A 17,370-nucleotide genomic window follows, 5' to 3' on the forward strand; every position below is an offset into this window, starting at 1 on the left:
GTATAAAACGCAATCATTAAGAGTCACCTACATAACTTCTGAAGAATTCTTAAGTCGATGGTATTTGCTGGTCGTTGGCAATAGGCGCATATTATACTGGAGTTGGACGGAGGGATTAGCATGAACAAGCAGATATTAATTGCTGACGATAACAGTGAAATCCGTGAAATTGTAAAGATCCTGCTAGAGAGCGAGAATTATAAAGTCATTGAAGCGGTCGATGGTCAGGATGCGATTGATAAAGTGAATGAAGAGACGGACCTCATTATTTTGGATATGATGATGCCCAACAAATCGGGGCTGAAGGCGTGTTTGGAAATCCGTGAAAAAACAAGCGCACCGATCCTGTTTCTTACGGCAAAAACGCAGGATTCGGATAAACAATTGGCATTTTCCTCAGGCAGTGATGATTTTTTGTCCAAACCCTTTTCCTATACAGAACTCGTTTCGAGGGTGAAGGCTTTACTGCGGAGGTATTATGTTTATCGGGGCAAGGAGAAGACGGAAGAAGCGGATCAAATTATCATTAAGGATCTTACGGTCCATCAGGATGCAAAAACCGTGTTTGTTGGCGAGAAGGAAATCTCGTTGACGGATATTGAATATCAGATTCTGCTGTTGCTGGCTAAGAAACGAAGAAAGGTATTTTCGGCGGAAAATATCTATGAGAGTGTATGGAAACAACCCTACTTTTATACGTGTAATAATACCGTCATGGTTCATATTCGTAATTTGAGAAGTAAGCTGGAAGATGATCCGCAGAACCCTCAATATGTGAAGACCGTTTGGGGGAAGGGGTACAAAATTGAATAGACTGCTCATCGGAAAAAAACTGAAGCTCAAACTGGTTCTCGCCATAGTTATTTCTTTGATTATCTCCATCGGTGCGTTCATTGTGTTACAGGTTGTTGGTGAGACGGCATTGAATAGTTATTTAAGCAAATCGACTTTTGTCGAGAACAGGCAGCGAGATGCGCTGGATCGATTCGAAGCATTCGTGAATGACCAGAACGTGTCAACCCGTGATCATGAGCGATTGTCTGCATGGATAAGTCATGAGCGATACTTAAATCTGTACATTTTTGAAAAAGACAAATTGATTTTTTCCTCAAACACGGAGATTGATCCTGCGATCAATGAAGAGCTTTTAACTCAATTCGTGCCATCGAAAATACCCGTAACCACCATTCATTTCGTTGATCAGGATGCCCAAATCTATCTGGTTGGTTTCTATGAGTACCAATACTACAACCTCATTCTGATTCTTGGTATGTTCATCGCGCTCATTGTGTTCATTATTTCTTTTCTACTGATTATTAACAAAAAGACGTCGTATATTGGGTTGCTTGAACGTGAGATCAAAATACTGGAAGGTGGGAATCTGGATTACAGCATCACGGTTTCGGGCAAGGATGAGCTATCTTCGCTTGCCTTAAGTATTGATGAGATGAGAAAATCATTTGTGGAGCGACTCAGCAGCGAGGAGAGAGTGAGGATGGCCAACCGCGAGTTGATCACGGCGATATCTCATGACTTGCGTACCCCGCTCACGATTCTGCTGGGATATATGGATATCATCGAACTCAACAAGTATAAGACACAGGATGATCTGTTGCAGTATATCCATAATAGCCGAGAGAAAGCATATCAGATCAAAGCGCTGTCGGACAAACTGTTTGAGTATTTCACGGTGTCTACAGCCGCTGAGGAAGAGGAAGTGGAGTTTGAAACGTACGAGGGCAGAGCGCTGATTGATCAACTCATCGATGAGCAGTTGGTGGTCTTGGATCATATCGATGTCCAGGTTCAGCCGGATGCCGATCATTCAAAATTTTTGCTGGAGATCAATCTGGTGGCTATTCGCCGTGTGTTTGATAATATCTTTTCCAACATTCAGAAATACGCGAATACCTCATATCCTGTTCATATCAAGGTAGCTTTGCAGCAACAAACGGTCTCGATTGAAGTGGAGAATAAGATTAAACCTGTAGACAAAAAGAAAGACAGCAACGAGATCGGGCTGGTGAGTTGTCAGAAAATCATAGAGCAACATAGCGGCACGCTGATGGTATCGCAGGAAGAAGATACCTTTTCACTACAAATCGTGCTGCCCGTTATCAAAAAAGAGCAGACTTACGGCCAATGATAGACTAAGATTGAATAAGGTTAAGTTATCTACTTACAAGCTGTAATAAAAATGAACTAACCACTGTTAGACAAGGAACGAGTGCTCAGGGAGCTGGACTCGCTGGGATACTATGACAGGATGAAGCTATTTTAACATCTGACTTTATAACATCTAACAAAGAAACAACCTATTGAAGGGAGAAATATAGATGACAACGAGCACATTTGGAAGTGAGAGGGAGTTATCGTCAGAACAACGTGAGGGACTGCTCAAAGCCTTGAAAGCGCGTTTTGAAAAAAACATGAACCGTCATCCAGGTATGGAATGGGCCAGCCTGCAAGCAAAATTGGAAGCTCAACCTGAAAAACTGTGGTCACTCCATGAAATGGAGAGGACTGGCGGCGAACCGGATGTTGTTGATTATGACAGTGAGGCAGACGAATATATTTTTGTAGATTGTTCAGCGGAAAGCCCCAAGGGCCGGAGAAGTATCTGTTATGACCGTGAAGCGTTGGAGTCAAGGAAAGAGCATAAACCACAGAATAATGCGGTTGGAATGGCAGCGGACATGGGCATTGAGCTTTTAAATGAAGAGCAATACCGGGAGCTGCAGAAGCTGGGAAGCTACGATTTGAAAACGTCGAGCTGGGTGACAACACCTGCTAATATTCGAAAACTGGGCGGAGCCATCTTTTGTGATCGTCGCTATGACACGGTTTTTGTATATCACAATGGAGCAGAATCCTACTATGCTGCAAGAGGATTTCGCGGCTCGTTAAGGGTCTAACTCGTTAAGGGCATAAACCTAAATAATATCTACCTATGTTTTAAGCTCAAGTGGTTTTGCGACTTGAGTTTTTTGTTTTGGTCATAGATATATGCTAATCATGTGATAATGCCCTATAGTAAATTTATGAAATCGAAGTACAGGTGAGGTATCCTGTTCAGATAAACGGGGTGTATAATTTTGGTAGTCCAAATCAAAAGCTGATTTTCCAATTAAAAATATAGGGCGGTGACGGAATGAATGTGGAAGCAGTTTATGATCAATTTCCGATCCTAAAGTCAGATGAATTGGTATTGAAAAAGATGGAAGATCAGCATGTTAACGAAGTTTTTGAAATCTATGATAATGAGAATGTATTCGAATACTGCGGTATCATACCCAAGCATAATAAAGATACTGTGAAGAAGATGATCGGGCATTTCGAGAGAGATTACAATAAAAGGGTAAGGGTGAAATGGGGCATATTCGCTACTAATGAACCCGAACGGTTGCTTGGCATTATCGAAGTCGTTGATGTTAACCTGAAAGTGAATATGGTGACGATCGGTTACTTTTTAGCTGAATCACATTGGGGGAAGGGGATTGCGACCCAATCGGTGGGGATGTTGCTCGAATTTTTGTTCACGAAGGTTAACGTCAATCGAATTCAGGCAGAAGTGATGCCTGCAAATGAACATTCGAAAAAGGTGCTATTAAAAAACGGCTTCATCCATGAGGGGACGCTTAGACAAGCAACTTTATGGTCAGGCAAAGGAATTATTGATTTGGAAATGTACGGTATTTTAAGAGAAGACTATGCAGTATCACATCGGGATTCTATGGTGGGGAAGGCGCTCAAGTAGGCGAATGAGCATAGAATCGACTATTCACACGGTTAAAAAGAGCCATGCGTCAGCATGGCCCATACATATCTCATGAGAAGGCAAGCTTCATGTCTTAAACAATATGTGCACTCTGCTTTTTGAAATACTGCTCCACTAGAAACGCAAGCATCGGTCCGGGATCTGCCTTCTGTAATTGAGACTGGTCGCCAAATTCCATGAGATACGGCTGCTCCGTGGTGCAAGGAATCCAATGAGGCATCGGATTACCGGTGGAGTCTGGACCGTTCGGGTCACCTGTAGCAATAAAATTGGACAAATAATTGCACATCTGGCGGGCCAGATCGTAATGTTTGCCCACGAAAGGACGCCAGCACTTGGCGAGTGTTTCGAAGAAAAACCACAGATCGACGGAGTGGAAGGTACCCGGCTGGTCCCAGCCAGGAATCTCGGCGTCGAAGTTGTAATAGTAGAGCGGCGTTTCAGACGGATGACCGCTGTTCGCGCGGATGGCCAGCAGGGTGGCGTGCTGGATCATGCGGACAGATGCGTGTTGCAGGGCACGCTCTATTTGGCCGGTATCAGCCTCACATAGCTGCAAAAAGGCAGGAGCCTCCTCGCCGAATAGCTCTGCGGCCATCTGTTTCAATTCTTCCATATTGGCTGCGGCAGGTCGGGTCCAGAATTCGGAAGAAGTATGTCCCAGCATGACGGGGATTGGCTCACGCTCCTGCTGAATAAAGCGGGTAAACGGATCGCCTGCACAGAATTGTTCGTCGATGACGGTGCCCCAGAAACCTTTGTATTCCAGAGCTTTGTCGCGAACATACTCGGCATCCAATTGTCTGGCCTCTGCCAGAGAGGATACGCCCAGGAAACGGAAAAATTCAACCCCTTCCTGCTCTGCTTCTCGCAGTGTGGAACGGACAGAAGGCACGCGGACCTTCGGGTACAGCTCGGTAGCTATACCGCTCATAATGACGGCTCGCTGGAACAAGCCTTTATTTTGCGGAGAGGTCATCTGGCTGAGCACACTGCCTCCGCCTGCCGACTGCCCGCCGATCGTGATCTGGTCAGGATCACCGCCAAAGGCGGCAATGTTCCGTTTGACCCACTGGGTACCTGCTTGCTGATCGAGATGTCCAAAGTTGGCCGGTGCATGGGGAGATTCGGAACTGATCTCGGGGTGACACAGGAAGCCGAAGGCATTCAGCCGATAGTTGATCGTGACGACAACAATGCCTCTGCGAGCAATCCGTTCTCCATCGAATTCCATTTCGGCCGTGTTTCCGACCTGAAGCCCTCCGCCAAAGTACCAGACAAAGACAGGCAGCTTCTCCTCCGTGCGCTTGGCAGGCGTCCAGACGTTCAGATACAGACAATCCTCGTCCATAGGCAGATTCGGATCAACGGCCCATTCGCGGGTATAGATGTTGTTATCGTCTATGACCGTTTTGGCTTGCATGGAGGTGGGGGCAAAATCAAAAGCTTTCAGAATGCCATTCCAATTGGACTGCGGCTGCGGAGCACGCCAGCGATTCTCACCTACAGGAGGTGCGGCAAAAGGAATTCCCTTGAAGCTGGTAATACGCGGGTCCGCCGCGGGCAGCCCTTGCACTTGTCCGTGTTCTACCGTTACCATTCTAAGCAACACAACATTCTCCTCTCTGGATAAAGCGTTATATCAATCATGCTGATCAAAGATGTATGGATGCGCTTACAAATCTGTGGGGCGAGGTGCCCTCTATTTCCATAATAAGCAACTTTCAGGGAGCTTTCCAGTATTCAAACAAAATAAAAAATGCGTGGATGATATATAAAGATTGAGATATGCGTTAGGGGGAATCAAGGTTGAATCCGATTTGGCATGAGAGCAGCAGAGCCATTCATTTGTATTTTATCAGCGGCGGTCACAAGCCAGTCAATCTTCACCAATGGGGGCCAGGAGTACGTGACGTTTATGCGCTACACTATATTATTCGCGGCCAAGGGACGCTCGAGACGGGCGGCCGTGTGTTTCGGCTGGGTGCGGGGGAAAGCTTTATCATTTTTCCGCAAAAGGAGATCTACTATTACCCTGACCCGCTTGATCCGTGGGAGTATGTTTGGGTAGAGTTCAGCGGCGAGGATGCCGGGCGTTTGCTGGAGCTGACAGAGCTTTCAGAGGTAGAACCCGTGGTGACGGTCGCGCCGGAGACGCTGCAGCCCTTTTTTCATCTGGCGTGGAACTCGGGCGCATCGCCCTATGAAATTCTTCGGGCGGATGCCCGTTTACGTCTCCTGCTTTCCTATTACATGGAATATTATCCTAAGGAGCCGCAGGTGGATACCAAGGATTATGTCTGGCTGGCTAGAAAGTACATTGAGCAGAACTACTGGAAGCCAGCCTTGACCGTTACGGAAATCGTAAAGGCAGTCAATCTGGAACGTAGTTATTTGTTTCGACAGTTTAAGGGAGCTACCGGGAAGTCTGTCTTGGAATATATTACATCCTGCCGAATCCGGCGCGCCTGTGAACTGCTGAAGACATCGGGTTTGCCCATTCAATCGGTGGCTTACTCCGTTGGTTACAATGACCCGTTATACTTTTCCAAAGTATTCAAGAAAGCAACATCACATACACCATCAGCGTACATGATGCTGCATGCGGAAACGGCAGAGTTTCAGCGGAACAGGGCGCAGTTGCCGGATTCCCGGAAATAACGAATCAGCTTCTCAATGGGCTCGCGCCCGCAATTCAGCTTCTTGCCGAGGCAGTCGATGCACAAAAACTGCTGGGCAGAGCGAGAGATCAATTTGAGGTAGATGCCCACATCGTCTGAAGAGAGCGGAACCTGACAGGAGGTGCACAGGCGATGTTGAGCCATCTATTTCACCAGTTTGGCACGCACAACTAAACAATCATGTGCTGCGACAACTGGGGCGAAGCGTTCACGGAACACGCCCAGCTCTCTATGTTCCCAGCAGTCGTACAGCGACAGGGCGTAACCGGCTGCGTAAGGCAGACCCATATCCCAAAATTGCAGGGAAAGTTCTCGCTGGCTATCGCTCAGGTTGAAGAAGCCGATGGCCAGATCGCCATCTGTAAGTACCTTCACGAGCATAAAAACATCGTCTGTGTGAAACCACTGCGGCTCTGGTTTAATGTGATAAGCTCCGCGCGCCTCTGCATCCTGATTGATGGCGATCAGGTCGGGATTCAGCAAAATATCCTTTGTGACCTGATTGGCCCTGCGCACATCACATCCGATCATCAATGGTGATCCCATCATGGACCAGAGCGAAAAATGGGTTTTATACTCCGTGTCGTTGCATCCACCAATGCTGCCAATATAATCGTTGTTGCTTCCGCCGTACATGCCAACGATCAGCATGTCCATATCATTATGGCAGAAAGAGCCGGTGTAGCTTTGTTTACCTAACTGCGACAGGGCAAGTTCTTTCACCGATTCCCAGTTATCACGGATGTCGCCGGTGGAGCGGTACATATGAGCACCTGATTCCCGAATCCAGTCGTATACGTCGTCGGCTCCCCAGTTGCAGGCGGAGAACAGGATGTCCCGTCCGCAGTTTTTGAGAGCGAGGCTCATCCGTTTGTACAGCAGTTCGCCCGAGATGTGGCGTGGCTTGAAGCAATAGTCATACTTCAAATAATCAACGCCCCACTCGGCAAAAAGCGCAGCATCCTGGAACTCATGCTCAAAGCTGCCTGGATACCCGGCACAAGTATGCGTGCCAACGCACGAATACATCCCGAATTTCAGTCCTTTGCCATGGATATAGTCAGCAAGCGCTCTCATTCCGCTCGGGAACTTCTCGGGATCAGCCACCAGATTGCCGCCTGCGTCTCGTTCCTTCAGGCTCCAGCAATCATCGATGACAATATACTCGTAGCCAGCTGCGAGATAACCCTCCGATACGAACACATCAGCGACATCCCGAATTAACTGTTCGTTAATATCCCACGTAAACGTATTCCACGAATTCCAGCCCAGGGCGGGGGCAAAGCCTAACACTTGGTTGTTGCTCATGATCTCGCATCCTTCCTCTTCTCGGGTTCGTTAGTAGAACTAAACTGAACTTAAACGATGAGCACCCTTTCCAGCCATAGCTAGACGTTGCTTGGACATGGACAAATGATGCTCTACTGGTGGAAGCAGCTTTCTCGACCAGACAAATGGCAGGTATACAGAATGTTGTCGGAGTAAGAGTAAGAAAGGAGAAATGTCTGCCTGCGAAGAAGTTAAATTCTTTCAGTGGTCTGTGAGAACGATGGCAGGGATGCTATGATCGGTTATAATCATCTGACAGGATGAAGCGGAAACTTCCATGAAGTTTTTTGAAGAGTACCTGCTTCCGGGTCAATTGTGTTTATTGGATGAAACCGGAAACGTCGTGTTTTCCTGCTATCAAAATTGAATAGGGTTGAGGGGTGTTGCGAAGTGAATCTGGATGAAGTGATGCAAGAGCTGGAAGCGCTGGGCAAAGAACGAACAAAGAAAATATATATGTCCAATGGCGCACACGAGCCGCTCTTTGGCGTGGCAACCGGAGCGATGAAACCCATCGCGAAGAAAATAAAAACGGATCAACCTTTGGCGGAACTGCTTTACGCTACGGGGAACTACGATGCGATGTACTTTGCTGGCGTGATTGCTGATCCCAAAGCGATGACGGAAGCTGATTTTGACCGTTGGATCGACGCTGCTTATTTTTACATGATCTCTGACTTCATCGTTTCGGTCACGTTGGCGGAGACGGATATTGCCCAAGCCGTTTCGGACAAGTGGATTGCGAGCGGGGATGAACTGAAAATGTCGGCAGGCTGGAGCTGTTATTGCTGGTTACTTGGTAGCCGTCCAGATCATGAATTTGAGGAAAGTAAACTGCACGGCATGCTTAAACAAGTACAACAGACGATTCACGAATCACCTGAACGCACCAAGTATTCCATGAACAATTTTCTGTACACCGTTGGCGTATCCTATCTTCCATTGCATGAGCAGGTGGTGGAGATTGCCAAGGCTGTGGGACCTGTTGAAGTCGACAAGGACAAGCCAAAGAGCAAGCTGCTGAATGCCTCTGAGAATATCCAAAAGGCTGTGGATAAAGGGCGGACGGGCTTTAAGCGTAAATATGTAAGATGCTGAAGCTTTCATTATATCGCCAGATCTGGCATAGTGAATATGTGAATAACATGGCTATGCTTTGAATTGAAATCCACAATCACCATGTTATAATAAGGACAGAAACAGCTTATAATGCAAAGAGAGCCGTGCGCTAACACGACTCTCCGATGCAATAGCCGCTTTTAAGGGCGGTGGGCTTCCAAAGCAGGGTTACCGACTAAATAGACCGCATCCCTTAGCCAGAGGGCGGTCTATTTGTCTTTATTGGACAGCAGCGCTACAATCAGCGAACCGAAGGTAAGCATTAGCATAATCGCTTCAAATACTGTCACAAGGCATCACCTCCCTTCCGGGAGATTAGCCGACCGCCCATATAAGCCTTTCCATTGCTCTGTGAGTATACCATATTTTACTTGGAGCTAATAGATGAACAATAATTCGTTTTTATAAAAGTTTTGGCATGATAACTACCCAGTACAGTGAGTGCAAAGAGAGCGTTACTCGGCTATTATGAAGAATGATATAGTTGCAAACAGATAAGAGAAAACACGCCATTTATAGGCGTGTTTTTATGTTGAAAGCAGATACTAATCATATAACAGCATCAAAGCTACGGATCGTATAAAAAGCCCGAAACCTCTACATATCTTTCCTTTTAACCATTTCCTTTGCTTGCTGCCTGCCCGCTGCGAGAAAGCTGTCGCTTAGTTCTGGATCATTAACAGAGCGTGCAAGAACAAGCGAGCCGACTAATGTACTGAACAGTGCACGACTTTTGCATACGTCCATTTCTGCCAGATTGGAGATAAAAGTGACCATCCGTTCCAGTTCGTGAGTGAAAACCTGCCGAACCTCCTCAGAAGAGCGGGATATTTCACCGGAAAGGGCAGGGAAAATGCAGCTCATTTCCGTTTTGTCGCGATGATAGGGACTGAGATAATAATCGATGACTGTATTGATTTTGGAGTTCTGCTCTTCCTGATCCGCGACTTTCTGAAGAAGTGCGATGGTATCACTGATGGCATATTCGCAGGCTTCGGCGACCAGTTGTTCCTTGTTATCGAAGTGTGAATAAAACCCTCCATGAGTCAATCCGGCTCCCTTCATAATGAACGGCACACTAACGTCCTGGATACCATTGGTGCGAAAAGCCCGAGCAGCACTCTCTACAATTTTACCTCGTACTTTTATTTTATGGCCTTTGGGATAGGGCATTATCATTCACTCCATAGCTTCAACATTCTATAGAAATTGAACTAAAGAATATTTACACCTTCCACTCCGATGACAGAACAACCTTCTGATCGCTGTTATCCCCAGATTTTTTTGATTCCCTTTTCCAAAAGAGAAAATCCGGTGATAAAGGCGAACGCTTCGCTTCCTCAGGTTTTTTCTGTCCTCTCCGTTCTTGTGTAAATGTTAAGTTCAATTTCTATACTTTTAAAATATTATAGTCATCATAATAAAGCCTGTCAATTTGGTGGCTGGATGTCTGTTAATTTACAAAAGGGCAAATACGGTTGTTGACTGCCTCAAAATATGATGGTTATAATATATTGCGATCATCATATTTTAAATCAGCTTCAAATCAGGAGGTATCAGGATATGAGTATGCTTGAATCTGTAGATACATTAGTAATTGGATCAGGTCCCGGAGGATATGTGGCAGCCCTTCGTTCTACGCAACTGGGGATGAAGACGGCGATTGTCGAACGTAAAAAGCTTGGCGGGGTCTGTACGCATGTGGGTTGCATTCCATCCAAAGCCTTAATTGCGGAATCACATCGCTATGATTTGTTTAGACAGTTTAATCAAGCTGACGCGGCAGCGACATTTAGAAATGCTCAGGATTTTAAACAGGCGGTTGTGAACAAGCAGGCAGGCGGCGTGCACTATTTGTTAAAGGCTGCGGGTGTGACCATTCTTGAAGGAGAGGCCCGTCTGGTGGATGAGCACACAGCGATGATCCAGCAAGCTGGACAGGAGCAAAGCATTTCTTTTAAAAACCTCATACTGGCAACGGGGTCTCGTCCGATTGAGCTGCCAGCATTTCCAGTTGGGGGTCGGATCTTGTCTTCCACGGAAGCACTGTCACTTCAGGAGGTTCCAAGCAGTCTGGTTGTGATCGGCGGAGGTTATATTGGGGTTGAGCTTGGGCAGATGTATGCCAAATTCGGAACAAAGGTAACGATTCTGGAGGGAGGAGCACAAGTATTGCCCGGATTCGAGGCGGAGCTTGCAGCCCCTGTAGTCAAACAATTAAAAGCGAATGACGTCCATATCGTAACCGGCGCGATTGCTGAAAAGGTGGAGCAGAATGCCGAGTCCATTACACTGCATTATTCGAAAAATCAGGAGCAGTACCAGCTTACTGCGGAATATGTATTGGTCACGGTCGGCAGAAAACCCAATACAGACGGGCAGTTAGGACTTGAACGCATAGGTTTGCCAGTAACGGATAAAGGACTCGTTGAAACGGATGAACAGTGCAGAACAGTTATCCCGCATATATATGCCATTGGAGATATTACAGCCGGTCCGGCGCTCGCTCACAAGGCATCCTATGAAGCCAAAGTAGCAGCAGAGGCCATTGCTGGTCTTACCTCCAAAGTGGATTACAAGGTTATTCCGCTTGTTGTCTTTTCTGATCCGGAGCTGTCCAGTGTTGGAGTAAGTGAGACGGAAGCCAAAGCACAAGCCATTCCGGTGGTTATTGGGAAATCTTCTTTTGGGATCAACGGGAGAGCATTGGCTTTAAGGGAAACCGAAGGATTTGTAAAAATTGTAGCTGACCCCATCTCAGGAATTGTGATTGGTGCACAAATCGTGGGCGTGGAGGCATCGACACTGATATCAGAGCTCGCAGTTGCAATCGAGATGGGGGCAACCGTGGAGGATCTGGCAATGACGATTCATCCCCATCCCACTTTGGGAGAAGTCATCATGGAAGCTGCCGAGAACGCGGTCTACAAGATGAGAACTGAAAAGTAAACAGCACTAGCATTTGTAACCACATACGAGAATTGGGAATGGGAGAGATAAAAGAATGAAGATAAAAGCAGGTTTGTATATCGGGATTGCGCTGGTGTTCATTGCTGGAGGTTCACTTCTGGCTTTTAAAGGGAAGGATGCGGTAAGTCAGGCCGAGAGCAGGAAACAAGGTATGCTTGAGGCAGAGCAAACGACATTATTTTATCAAAATAGTCCAGGGACGATTGTAGAAGCAGGTGCGACTGCAAGTGACTCCGTTAAAGAGGGAGAGGTGTTATTCAAAGTAAAATCAGCTGAGGAAGGAGATGTGGATGTACTCGCACCGTATGACGGATTAGTTGACCGAGTTGCTGTGAAGATGGGGGATCAGGTACAAGCAGGAGTGCCGCTGGCCGTTCTGCAAAAGAATACTTACTATACCGACCTCTACATACAGGAAAGTGAAATTCAAAAGCTTGAAGTGAATCAAAGCATTGATGTTCATTTTCCGTATTCGGATCAGCCAACACAGGTGAGTGGGGTTGTTACTTCGATCTCATCTGCCCCACAATTCGCGAGCTTGCGCATGTCACGGGAAAAGGGGCAGGCAGATTTAAGCATGTTTCTGGTCCGAATATCGATGGATTCGAATGCTGATTTGCTTCCGGGGATGACAGCAGAGGTGAAACTTGATGAAATCACTGATTGATGAGTGGAAATACGTATTGGGAAGTAAGTATGTTCGCCTGATCTTTATTGGTCCGCTTATTGCAGCCTTATTTTTCGGTTTAATGTTCTCGCAGAATCAAATCAGCAAATCGCCTGTTGTGGTCATAGATGAGGATCATAGTGAATATTCACGACAGCTAATTTCCAAATTGAATGCATCCCAATACATGAGCGTCAAAAGTGTGTATGCCAGCCGAATGAGCCCGGAAACATTGCTTGCCAATGAGCAGGCTGTAGCGGTCATTATGCTTCCCAATCAATTAGGACTGCGTCAACAACAGGGAAAATCGACGAACATCGGCATCTTGATGGATAACACGATGCCCTCGGGGTTAACCGGAATTCGGACCGCCATTCAAGAGGTCATCCAGACGGAAAATATGACCCTTTCCATGACAAGTTTGATCCAGAAAGGAATGGATGCCGAGACAGCTAAAGGAATCATGTCGCCGTTATCGCTTCAGCAACGGATGCTGTTCAATCCAACCTCCAGTTATGTTGGTTTTATGGTGCTTGGCTTTGTGAATATTGTAGTATTGCTGATTACAACAAGCGCAGCGGGCTCGATAGCACCTCGGCTTCGTCAGGAGGGAAAACTGTTTGCAAACGGAAAGTCACCTTTCCAGCTATGGATTCGGTGTGTACCTTATGCTGTGTTGAGTTCCCTTTCGCTGCTTCTATCCTATGGATTGTTAAAGCAGGTGGCGGGAATGCGATTTGAAGCAGAGCCTTATCTTTTTAGTATCCCACTGGTTATGTATGCCTTCGCCTTGACACTCCTGGGTATGTTCATTGGGTATACTGCCAGCGACATGTCCAAAGTGAATCTTCGAACCAGCTTCGTATTGTATCCATCCTTTCTGGCTACAGGGATTCAACTAACGCCGCTGGCCTTTCCAGAGCCGTTCCAAATTTTCGCATGGGCATTACCGATGAACTGGCTTAACCGCCTGATTCGCGGAATGGCTTTTCGGGACGGAGCACTGACAGCCTACAGTCAGGAGATGGGGGCATTGCTAATTATTATTGGCGTGGTGTCCTTGCTCATGGGGTTACTGTTTTTGCGTGAAGCGAGGAAAGTGTCTGCCAGCCGGGAGCCACTGTTGAATGCAGATATGTTGCCGAGCAGCAGTTAATTGAAAAGATAAGCATTGAAACGAGAGCGGACGCACGGGAATCATCATTCCTGATGCGTCTTTCTGTTTAGTTATTGCAGATGACATATAACGATAACAGCGATCGGAAGGTTGTTCTGTCATCGGAGTACCAGTGAAAATATTCTTTAGTTGAACTTATATAGCGAAGGTTTTTTATATCGTTTATACTTGTAAGGCCAATTTACTTGAGGAGTTGTCTAACGAATCATGAATAAAAAAGAAGTCGCGCATATACGCAAGCAGTTTAAAATGGATCATGATTTACTGAATATTTACGATATTCTCAACGTGTATATTACGAAGGAAACGAACGAGATCTATCATTGGGAGCGCCATCCGTTTGAACTGGTAGATAGAGAGAAACAGGAGCTATACATGGGCAATTTCAAAAAATTGCTGACTGGCGAGCTGGATCAGAAGCTGTTCGAGTTGAAGTTTCAGGAGCAAGCGGAGGAGCCGGCCCAGGTGATGCTTCACCAAGCGCTGGTGACAGGGGACCCGGAAGAATGGCAGGACCTGATGCTGCTGTTGGTGGAAAGGATGTTGGTGGATGCCAAGTATGAACGGGATATGGTGATCACGTTCGTTCGTGGACAGTATTACTTGCCAACCAAGGCACGGAACGATCAAGCGGAAGAGAGTGAGAAAAATGAAGTTTTCGCACATCCATTCATTCTGTGCAGTGTGAATTCCACGGAGAAGCAGCGGAAAACGCTCTTGTTTGATTACGTAGAGAGAGAATTTAAGTACAACGTTATTGTAGATCCGGTTGTCAAATTAAGCACACCGGAGCAGGGGTTCCTGTACCCGAGCGTGACGGACAACTACTCCGATGTGAATCGAATTCTGTATTGTACAGGGAAATCCAATTTCCCGGATCCGCATTTTGTTGAAAATGTATTGAATGGAGAAAGGTCTGTGACAGCGCTGGAAGAACGGGCGATCTTCGAAGATATTGTGAAGGAAGTGGCCGGTGAACAGCTTGACTCAGCCACAATTGCACATGTGTACGAGGAGATCAACCGAGTCATCGAAATTAACGAAGAGTCACATGAGGAAGAACCTCCGAAGCTGGATTATAAAGATCTGGAACGTGTACTGACTGCAAGCGGTGTAGAGGATCTGACGTCGGAGAAGGTTGAACGTGCATTTGAAACCATCGTCGACAACAAGAATTATGAAATGAAAGCGACCAGTGTGATGCCGAAGTTTACGTCCAAGTCCATTAAGATTGAAACTAAAGTTGCTACGATTTCGGTTAGCCCGCAGGATTTAAGATACGTAAAACAGGTAAATTTCCAAGGTAAACGCTGCATCATGATTGAAGTCGACGAAGACGTCGTGATTGAAGGCTTCACGCTCATTACGGAGACGCTGTGACATGCTTTGCGCCGTCGTTTTTTGAGATAAATAAATGAGACTCCATAGGGTTATCCTTAAATCTTGCATCATCAAGATTTTGGATAGCCCTATTACTATTCATACTCTTGCTACATCCACCCCGTAAACTCCAATATGGACGCTTTCGCGGATTGAACTTCGGACTGCGCGCCTTTGCGCCATTCCTTTGGCGATTTCCCCATAAGCTTGGAGAAGCAGCGATTAAAGCTGGAAATGGACTGAAAACCGACTTGTTCGGAAATCGAAAGAATGGAAGCATCCGTACTTTTTAATTGTTTGCAGGCTTCTTCAATTCGGGTGCTGTTTAGAAAATCCAGAGGTGCGGTTCCCATAATATCATGGAATTTTCTTCGAAAATGAGTGGTGCTAAGGTGGCACAGATCAGCCAGAAAATCAATGGTTATGGGTGACATATAGTTTTTGGTGATATACTCCAGAACCGGAGAAATGACAAGATCACCTTTTAGATTAGGCTGTGTTTCTTGATCTGCCAAGGGTTCATTCCGTGAATGGATTCGCAGGAGCTCGATATAAAGGGATAACAACAAACCATAGGCACTTTCCTGATAGAAAGGGTTTTTCTGTTTCAATTCCTCTACGACGGAGGTCGCAAGGGTATAAACCCTCGGATGTTCCTCCCTGTTTAAAATGCAGTTCATTCCCTGAATTGCCCACAAATTGGGCTCAACGTTACTGTAGGCACTGCTTACACTGCTCTTAAACGAATGCTGAAAGAGATCCTCTGGTGAGAAAAAGAGATAAGACCATAAGCTGGCTTCTTTAGGTGAACTATACGTTGTATGAGGAAGATATCTGGGGATAAAAGTCACATCACCGGCTTTAAAAGGTACCGACTCACCGTTGATCTCCATCATGCCGCTATCCGAATGGCAAATGCCAATCTCCAAATGGTTGTGAAAATGAAGATGTTCACTTTTGATATCGGAGATCTTCCAACGATCACCGCTTAACAGCAGAATAGGAAAGTGAATTGGCAAGCTGTAGTGACGGTATTCAATGATAGGCAGCTTTTTCCTGGGCATATTCGATAACTCCCATTCATAAATGATTGAAATTGCGCAGTTTTGTTGCGAATATGCTTAGATTGACACTATTTTACTGCGTACAATGGAATAAGTAAAGCGTTTTCAAATCAAGGACGGACAGCTCTCAAGCGCATTTGGGGGCGTGTGCGCTATGAGAGGGGAATCACCAATGCTTCAAGTGAAATATGACAAAGAAGAAATGTTAAGAGTCATTGATAACGTTACCCAAAAAACACTGGCAATGGATTTGACATGGGATTGGCCTTGCGGTGTGGCTTATTATGGTGTATCCAGAGCTTATCAAGTGACAGGGAACAAAGAATATTTGGACAGGCTTGTCCAATGGGCAGATGAATACATTGAGCTGGGCTTGCCGGACTGGACCGTAAATACCTGTGCGATGGGCCATATGTTGATTACTTTATATGAAGAAACAGGGAATCAGAAATATTGGGATATTGTAATGAGCAAGATCGATTATCTTCAAAATCATGCACTTCGATTCGGAGATAACGTGCTTCAGCATACTGTGTCCATTTCCAATGATTTTCCCGAGCAAGCATGGGCGGATACCTTGTTTATGGCAGCATTTTTTCTGCTCCGTGTAGGAAGTAAATTAAAGGATCAGGAAATGATCCAGGATGCCCTGAATCAATATTACTGGCATATCAAATATCTGCAAGATCCGAGCAGCGGTTTCTGGTACCACGGCTACAATAACGTTAACAAGGACCACATGTCCGGATTATATTGGGGCCGAGCAAACGCTTGGGGAGCTTATACCTTGTCTCAGGTGAAACCTCAGTTGAAGGATTGGTATTTATATCCGCAATGCATGGACGTGGAGTGTTCGCTGCGGGATCAATTGGCTGCTTTGAAGCTCGTTCAGACGGAGAATGGCTTGTGGCGCACGGTATTGGACGACTTGGATTCTTATGAAGAGGTGTCGGCTTCCGCTGGTATTGCAGCGGCCATGATCAATAACGGCAACCCGCTGCATACCAAATACGTGCAAAAGGCATTAGAAGGCATCTTGAATCATATTAGCGAAGACGGACGAGTGCTGGGTGTATCGGGCGGTACAGCAGTGATGAAGGATCGGGATGGCTATCGCAATATTCCAAAAGACTGGATTCAGGGCTGGGGCCAGGGACTGGCGCTCGCTTTCCTATCCGACATGTTGAAATAGGGAGGGAACCAAC

The 17,370-nt window shown here is 46.2% G+C and carries 16 protein-coding genes; 11 read left to right on the forward strand and 5 right to left on the reverse strand.

The features are described 5' to 3' along the window. Positions 1 to 120 precede the first annotated feature (120 nt). The 4 genes from P5G61_RS27350 to P5G61_RS27365 all read left to right on the forward strand — a co-directional run bounded on the left by P5G61_RS27350 (position 121) and on the right by P5G61_RS27365 (position 3,757). The gene (locus P5G61_RS27350; RefSeq protein ID WP_301249392.1) at positions 121 to 813 is read left to right on the forward strand and encodes a response regulator transcription factor; all 693 of its coding nucleotides are present in this window, start codon (positions 121 to 123) and stop codon (positions 811 to 813) included. Next, on the forward strand, positions 806 to 2,146 hold the full coding sequence (locus P5G61_RS27355; RefSeq protein WP_301249399.1) for a HAMP domain-containing sensor histidine kinase: 1,341 nt from the start codon (positions 806 to 808) through the stop codon (positions 2,144 to 2,146). The genes P5G61_RS27350 and P5G61_RS27355 overlap by 8 nt, the downstream gene beginning before the upstream one ends. 190 nt (positions 2,147 to 2,336) lie before the next feature. Next, positions 2,337 to 2,915, forward strand: a complete 579-nt coding sequence (locus P5G61_RS27360; protein WP_301249400.1) for a DUF4256 domain-containing protein — start codon at positions 2,337 to 2,339, stop codon at positions 2,913 to 2,915. Positions 2,916 to 3,151: 236 nt separating this feature from the next. Further along, positions 3,152 to 3,757, forward strand: coding sequence for a GNAT family N-acetyltransferase (locus P5G61_RS27365; protein WP_301249402.1), 606 nt, complete (start codon positions 3,152 to 3,154; stop codon positions 3,755 to 3,757). 94 nt (positions 3,758 to 3,851) lie between these two features. Here the strand turns inward: P5G61_RS27365 and P5G61_RS27370 are convergent, their stop codons facing one another. Continuing rightward, complete coding sequence (locus P5G61_RS27370) at positions 3,852 to 5,378, reverse strand: carboxylesterase/lipase family protein (protein ID WP_301249477.1); 1,527 nt, start codon at positions 5,376 to 5,378, stop codon at positions 3,852 to 3,854. A gap of 209 nt (positions 5,379 to 5,587) precedes the next feature. Here P5G61_RS27370 and P5G61_RS27375 point away from each other — a divergent pair, with 209 nt between their 5' ends. Then, a complete protein-coding gene (locus P5G61_RS27375; protein ID WP_301249403.1) occupies positions 5,588 to 6,439 on the forward strand; it encodes an AraC family transcriptional regulator in 852 nt (283 codons plus the stop codon). 164 nt (positions 6,440 to 6,603) lie between these two features. Here P5G61_RS27375 and P5G61_RS27380 read toward each other — a convergent pair whose 3' ends face one another. Next, on the reverse strand, positions 6,604 to 7,767 hold the full coding sequence (locus P5G61_RS27380; protein WP_301249404.1) for a glycoside hydrolase family 27 protein: 1,164 nt from the start codon (positions 7,765 to 7,767) through the stop codon (positions 6,604 to 6,606). 411 nt (positions 7,768 to 8,178) lie between these two features. On the opposite strand from P5G61_RS27380, the gene P5G61_RS27385 reads away from it, so the two are divergent. After that, on the forward strand, positions 8,179 to 8,886 hold the full coding sequence (locus tag P5G61_RS27385; RefSeq protein WP_301249405.1) for a DNA alkylation repair protein: 708 nt from the start codon (positions 8,179 to 8,181) through the stop codon (positions 8,884 to 8,886). A gap of 230 nt (positions 8,887 to 9,116) precedes the next feature. On the opposite strand, the gene P5G61_RS31975 is transcribed toward P5G61_RS27385, so the two are convergent. Further along, positions 9,117 to 9,197: a putative holin-like toxin gene (locus P5G61_RS31975; RefSeq protein WP_363325771.1), complete on the reverse strand. Its 81-nt coding sequence runs from the start codon at positions 9,195 to 9,197 to the stop codon at positions 9,117 to 9,119. A gap of 307 nt (positions 9,198 to 9,504) precedes the next feature. Beyond that, a complete protein-coding gene (locus P5G61_RS27390; protein WP_301249406.1) occupies positions 9,505 to 10,080 on the reverse strand; it encodes a TetR/AcrR family transcriptional regulator in 576 nt (191 codons plus the stop codon). A 390-nt stretch (positions 10,081 to 10,470) separates the two neighbouring features. On the opposite strand from P5G61_RS27390, the gene lpdA reads away from it, so the two are divergent. The 4 genes from lpdA (at position 10,471) to P5G61_RS27410 (ending at position 15,101) form a co-directional block, all read left to right on the forward strand. After that, complete coding sequence (gene lpdA, locus P5G61_RS27395; RefSeq protein ID WP_301249407.1) at positions 10,471 to 11,856, forward strand: dihydrolipoyl dehydrogenase; 1,386 nt, start codon at positions 10,471 to 10,473, stop codon at positions 11,854 to 11,856. Between the two features lie 55 nt (positions 11,857 to 11,911). Then, positions 11,912 to 12,544: a biotin/lipoyl-containing protein gene (locus P5G61_RS27400; protein WP_301249408.1), complete on the forward strand. Its 633-nt coding sequence runs from the start codon at positions 11,912 to 11,914 to the stop codon at positions 12,542 to 12,544. Further along, on the forward strand, positions 12,528 to 13,700 hold the full coding sequence (locus tag P5G61_RS27405; RefSeq protein WP_301249409.1) for an ABC transporter permease: 1,173 nt from the start codon (positions 12,528 to 12,530) through the stop codon (positions 13,698 to 13,700). Before P5G61_RS27400 ends, P5G61_RS27405 begins: the two co-directional genes overlap by 17 nt. A gap of 228 nt (positions 13,701 to 13,928) precedes the next feature. Further along, positions 13,929 to 15,101: a DUF4317 domain-containing protein gene (locus P5G61_RS27410; RefSeq protein ID WP_301249410.1), complete on the forward strand. Its 1,173-nt coding sequence runs from the start codon at positions 13,929 to 13,931 to the stop codon at positions 15,099 to 15,101. A gap of 110 nt (positions 15,102 to 15,211) precedes the next feature. On the opposite strand, the gene P5G61_RS27415 is transcribed toward P5G61_RS27410, so the two are convergent. Further along, positions 15,212 to 16,165 carry a helix-turn-helix domain-containing protein gene (locus P5G61_RS27415; protein WP_301249411.1) on the reverse strand — a complete coding sequence of 318 codons (954 nt, stop codon included), beginning with the start codon at positions 16,163 to 16,165 and terminating at the stop codon, positions 15,212 to 15,214. Between the two features lie 172 nt (positions 16,166 to 16,337). Here P5G61_RS27415 and P5G61_RS27420 point away from each other — a divergent pair, with 172 nt between their 5' ends. Continuing rightward, positions 16,338 to 17,357 carry a glycoside hydrolase family 88/105 protein gene (locus P5G61_RS27420; protein WP_301249413.1) on the forward strand — a complete coding sequence of 340 codons (1,020 nt, stop codon included), beginning with the start codon at positions 16,338 to 16,340 and terminating at the stop codon, positions 17,355 to 17,357. The last annotated feature ends 13 nt before the right edge of the window (positions 17,358 to 17,370 follow it).

The organism is Paenibacillus vandeheii (assembly GCF_030433635.1).
GTDB lineage: Bacteria > Bacillota > Bacilli > Paenibacillales > Paenibacillaceae > Paenibacillus > Paenibacillus vandeheii.

What these genes read in the sequence shown, in the direction of transcription:
- P5G61_RS27350 (WP_301249392.1), top strand. Translation starts at nt 121, where the DNA reads ATGAACAAGCAGATATTAATTGCTGACGATAACAGTGAAATCCGTGAA.
- P5G61_RS27360 (WP_301249400.1), top strand. Translation starts at nt 2,337, where the DNA reads ATGACAACGAGCACATTTGGAAGTGAGAGGGAGTTATCGTCAGAACAA.
- P5G61_RS27365 (WP_301249402.1), top strand. Translation starts at nt 3,152, where the DNA reads ATGAATGTGGAAGCAGTTTATGATCAATTTCCGATCCTAAAGTCAGAT.
- P5G61_RS27370 (WP_301249477.1), bottom strand. Translation starts at nt 5,378, where the DNA reads ATGGTAACGGTAGAACACGGACAAGTGCAAGGGCTGCCCGCGGCGGAC.
- P5G61_RS27380 (WP_301249404.1), bottom strand. Translation starts at nt 7,767, where the DNA reads ATGAGCAACAACCAAGTGTTAGGCTTTGCCCCCGCCCTGGGCTGGAAT.
- P5G61_RS27390 (WP_301249406.1), bottom strand. Translation starts at nt 10,080, where the DNA reads ATGCCCTATCCCAAAGGCCATAAAATAAAAGTACGAGGTAAAATTGTA.
- lpdA (WP_301249407.1), top strand. Translation starts at nt 10,471, where the DNA reads ATGAGTATGCTTGAATCTGTAGATACATTAGTAATTGGATCAGGTCCC.
- P5G61_RS27400 (WP_301249408.1), top strand. Translation starts at nt 11,912, where the DNA reads ATGAAGATAAAAGCAGGTTTGTATATCGGGATTGCGCTGGTGTTCATT.
- P5G61_RS27405 (WP_301249409.1), top strand. Translation starts at nt 12,528, where the DNA reads ATGAAATCACTGATTGATGAGTGGAAATACGTATTGGGAAGTAAGTAT.
- P5G61_RS27410 (WP_301249410.1), top strand. Translation starts at nt 13,929, where the DNA reads ATGAATAAAAAAGAAGTCGCGCATATACGCAAGCAGTTTAAAATGGAT.
- P5G61_RS27415 (WP_301249411.1), bottom strand. Translation starts at nt 16,165, where the DNA reads ATGCCCAGGAAAAAGCTGCCTATCATTGAATACCGTCACTACAGCTTG.
- P5G61_RS27420 (WP_301249413.1), top strand. Translation starts at nt 16,338, where the DNA reads ATGCTTCAAGTGAAATATGACAAAGAAGAAATGTTAAGAGTCATTGAT.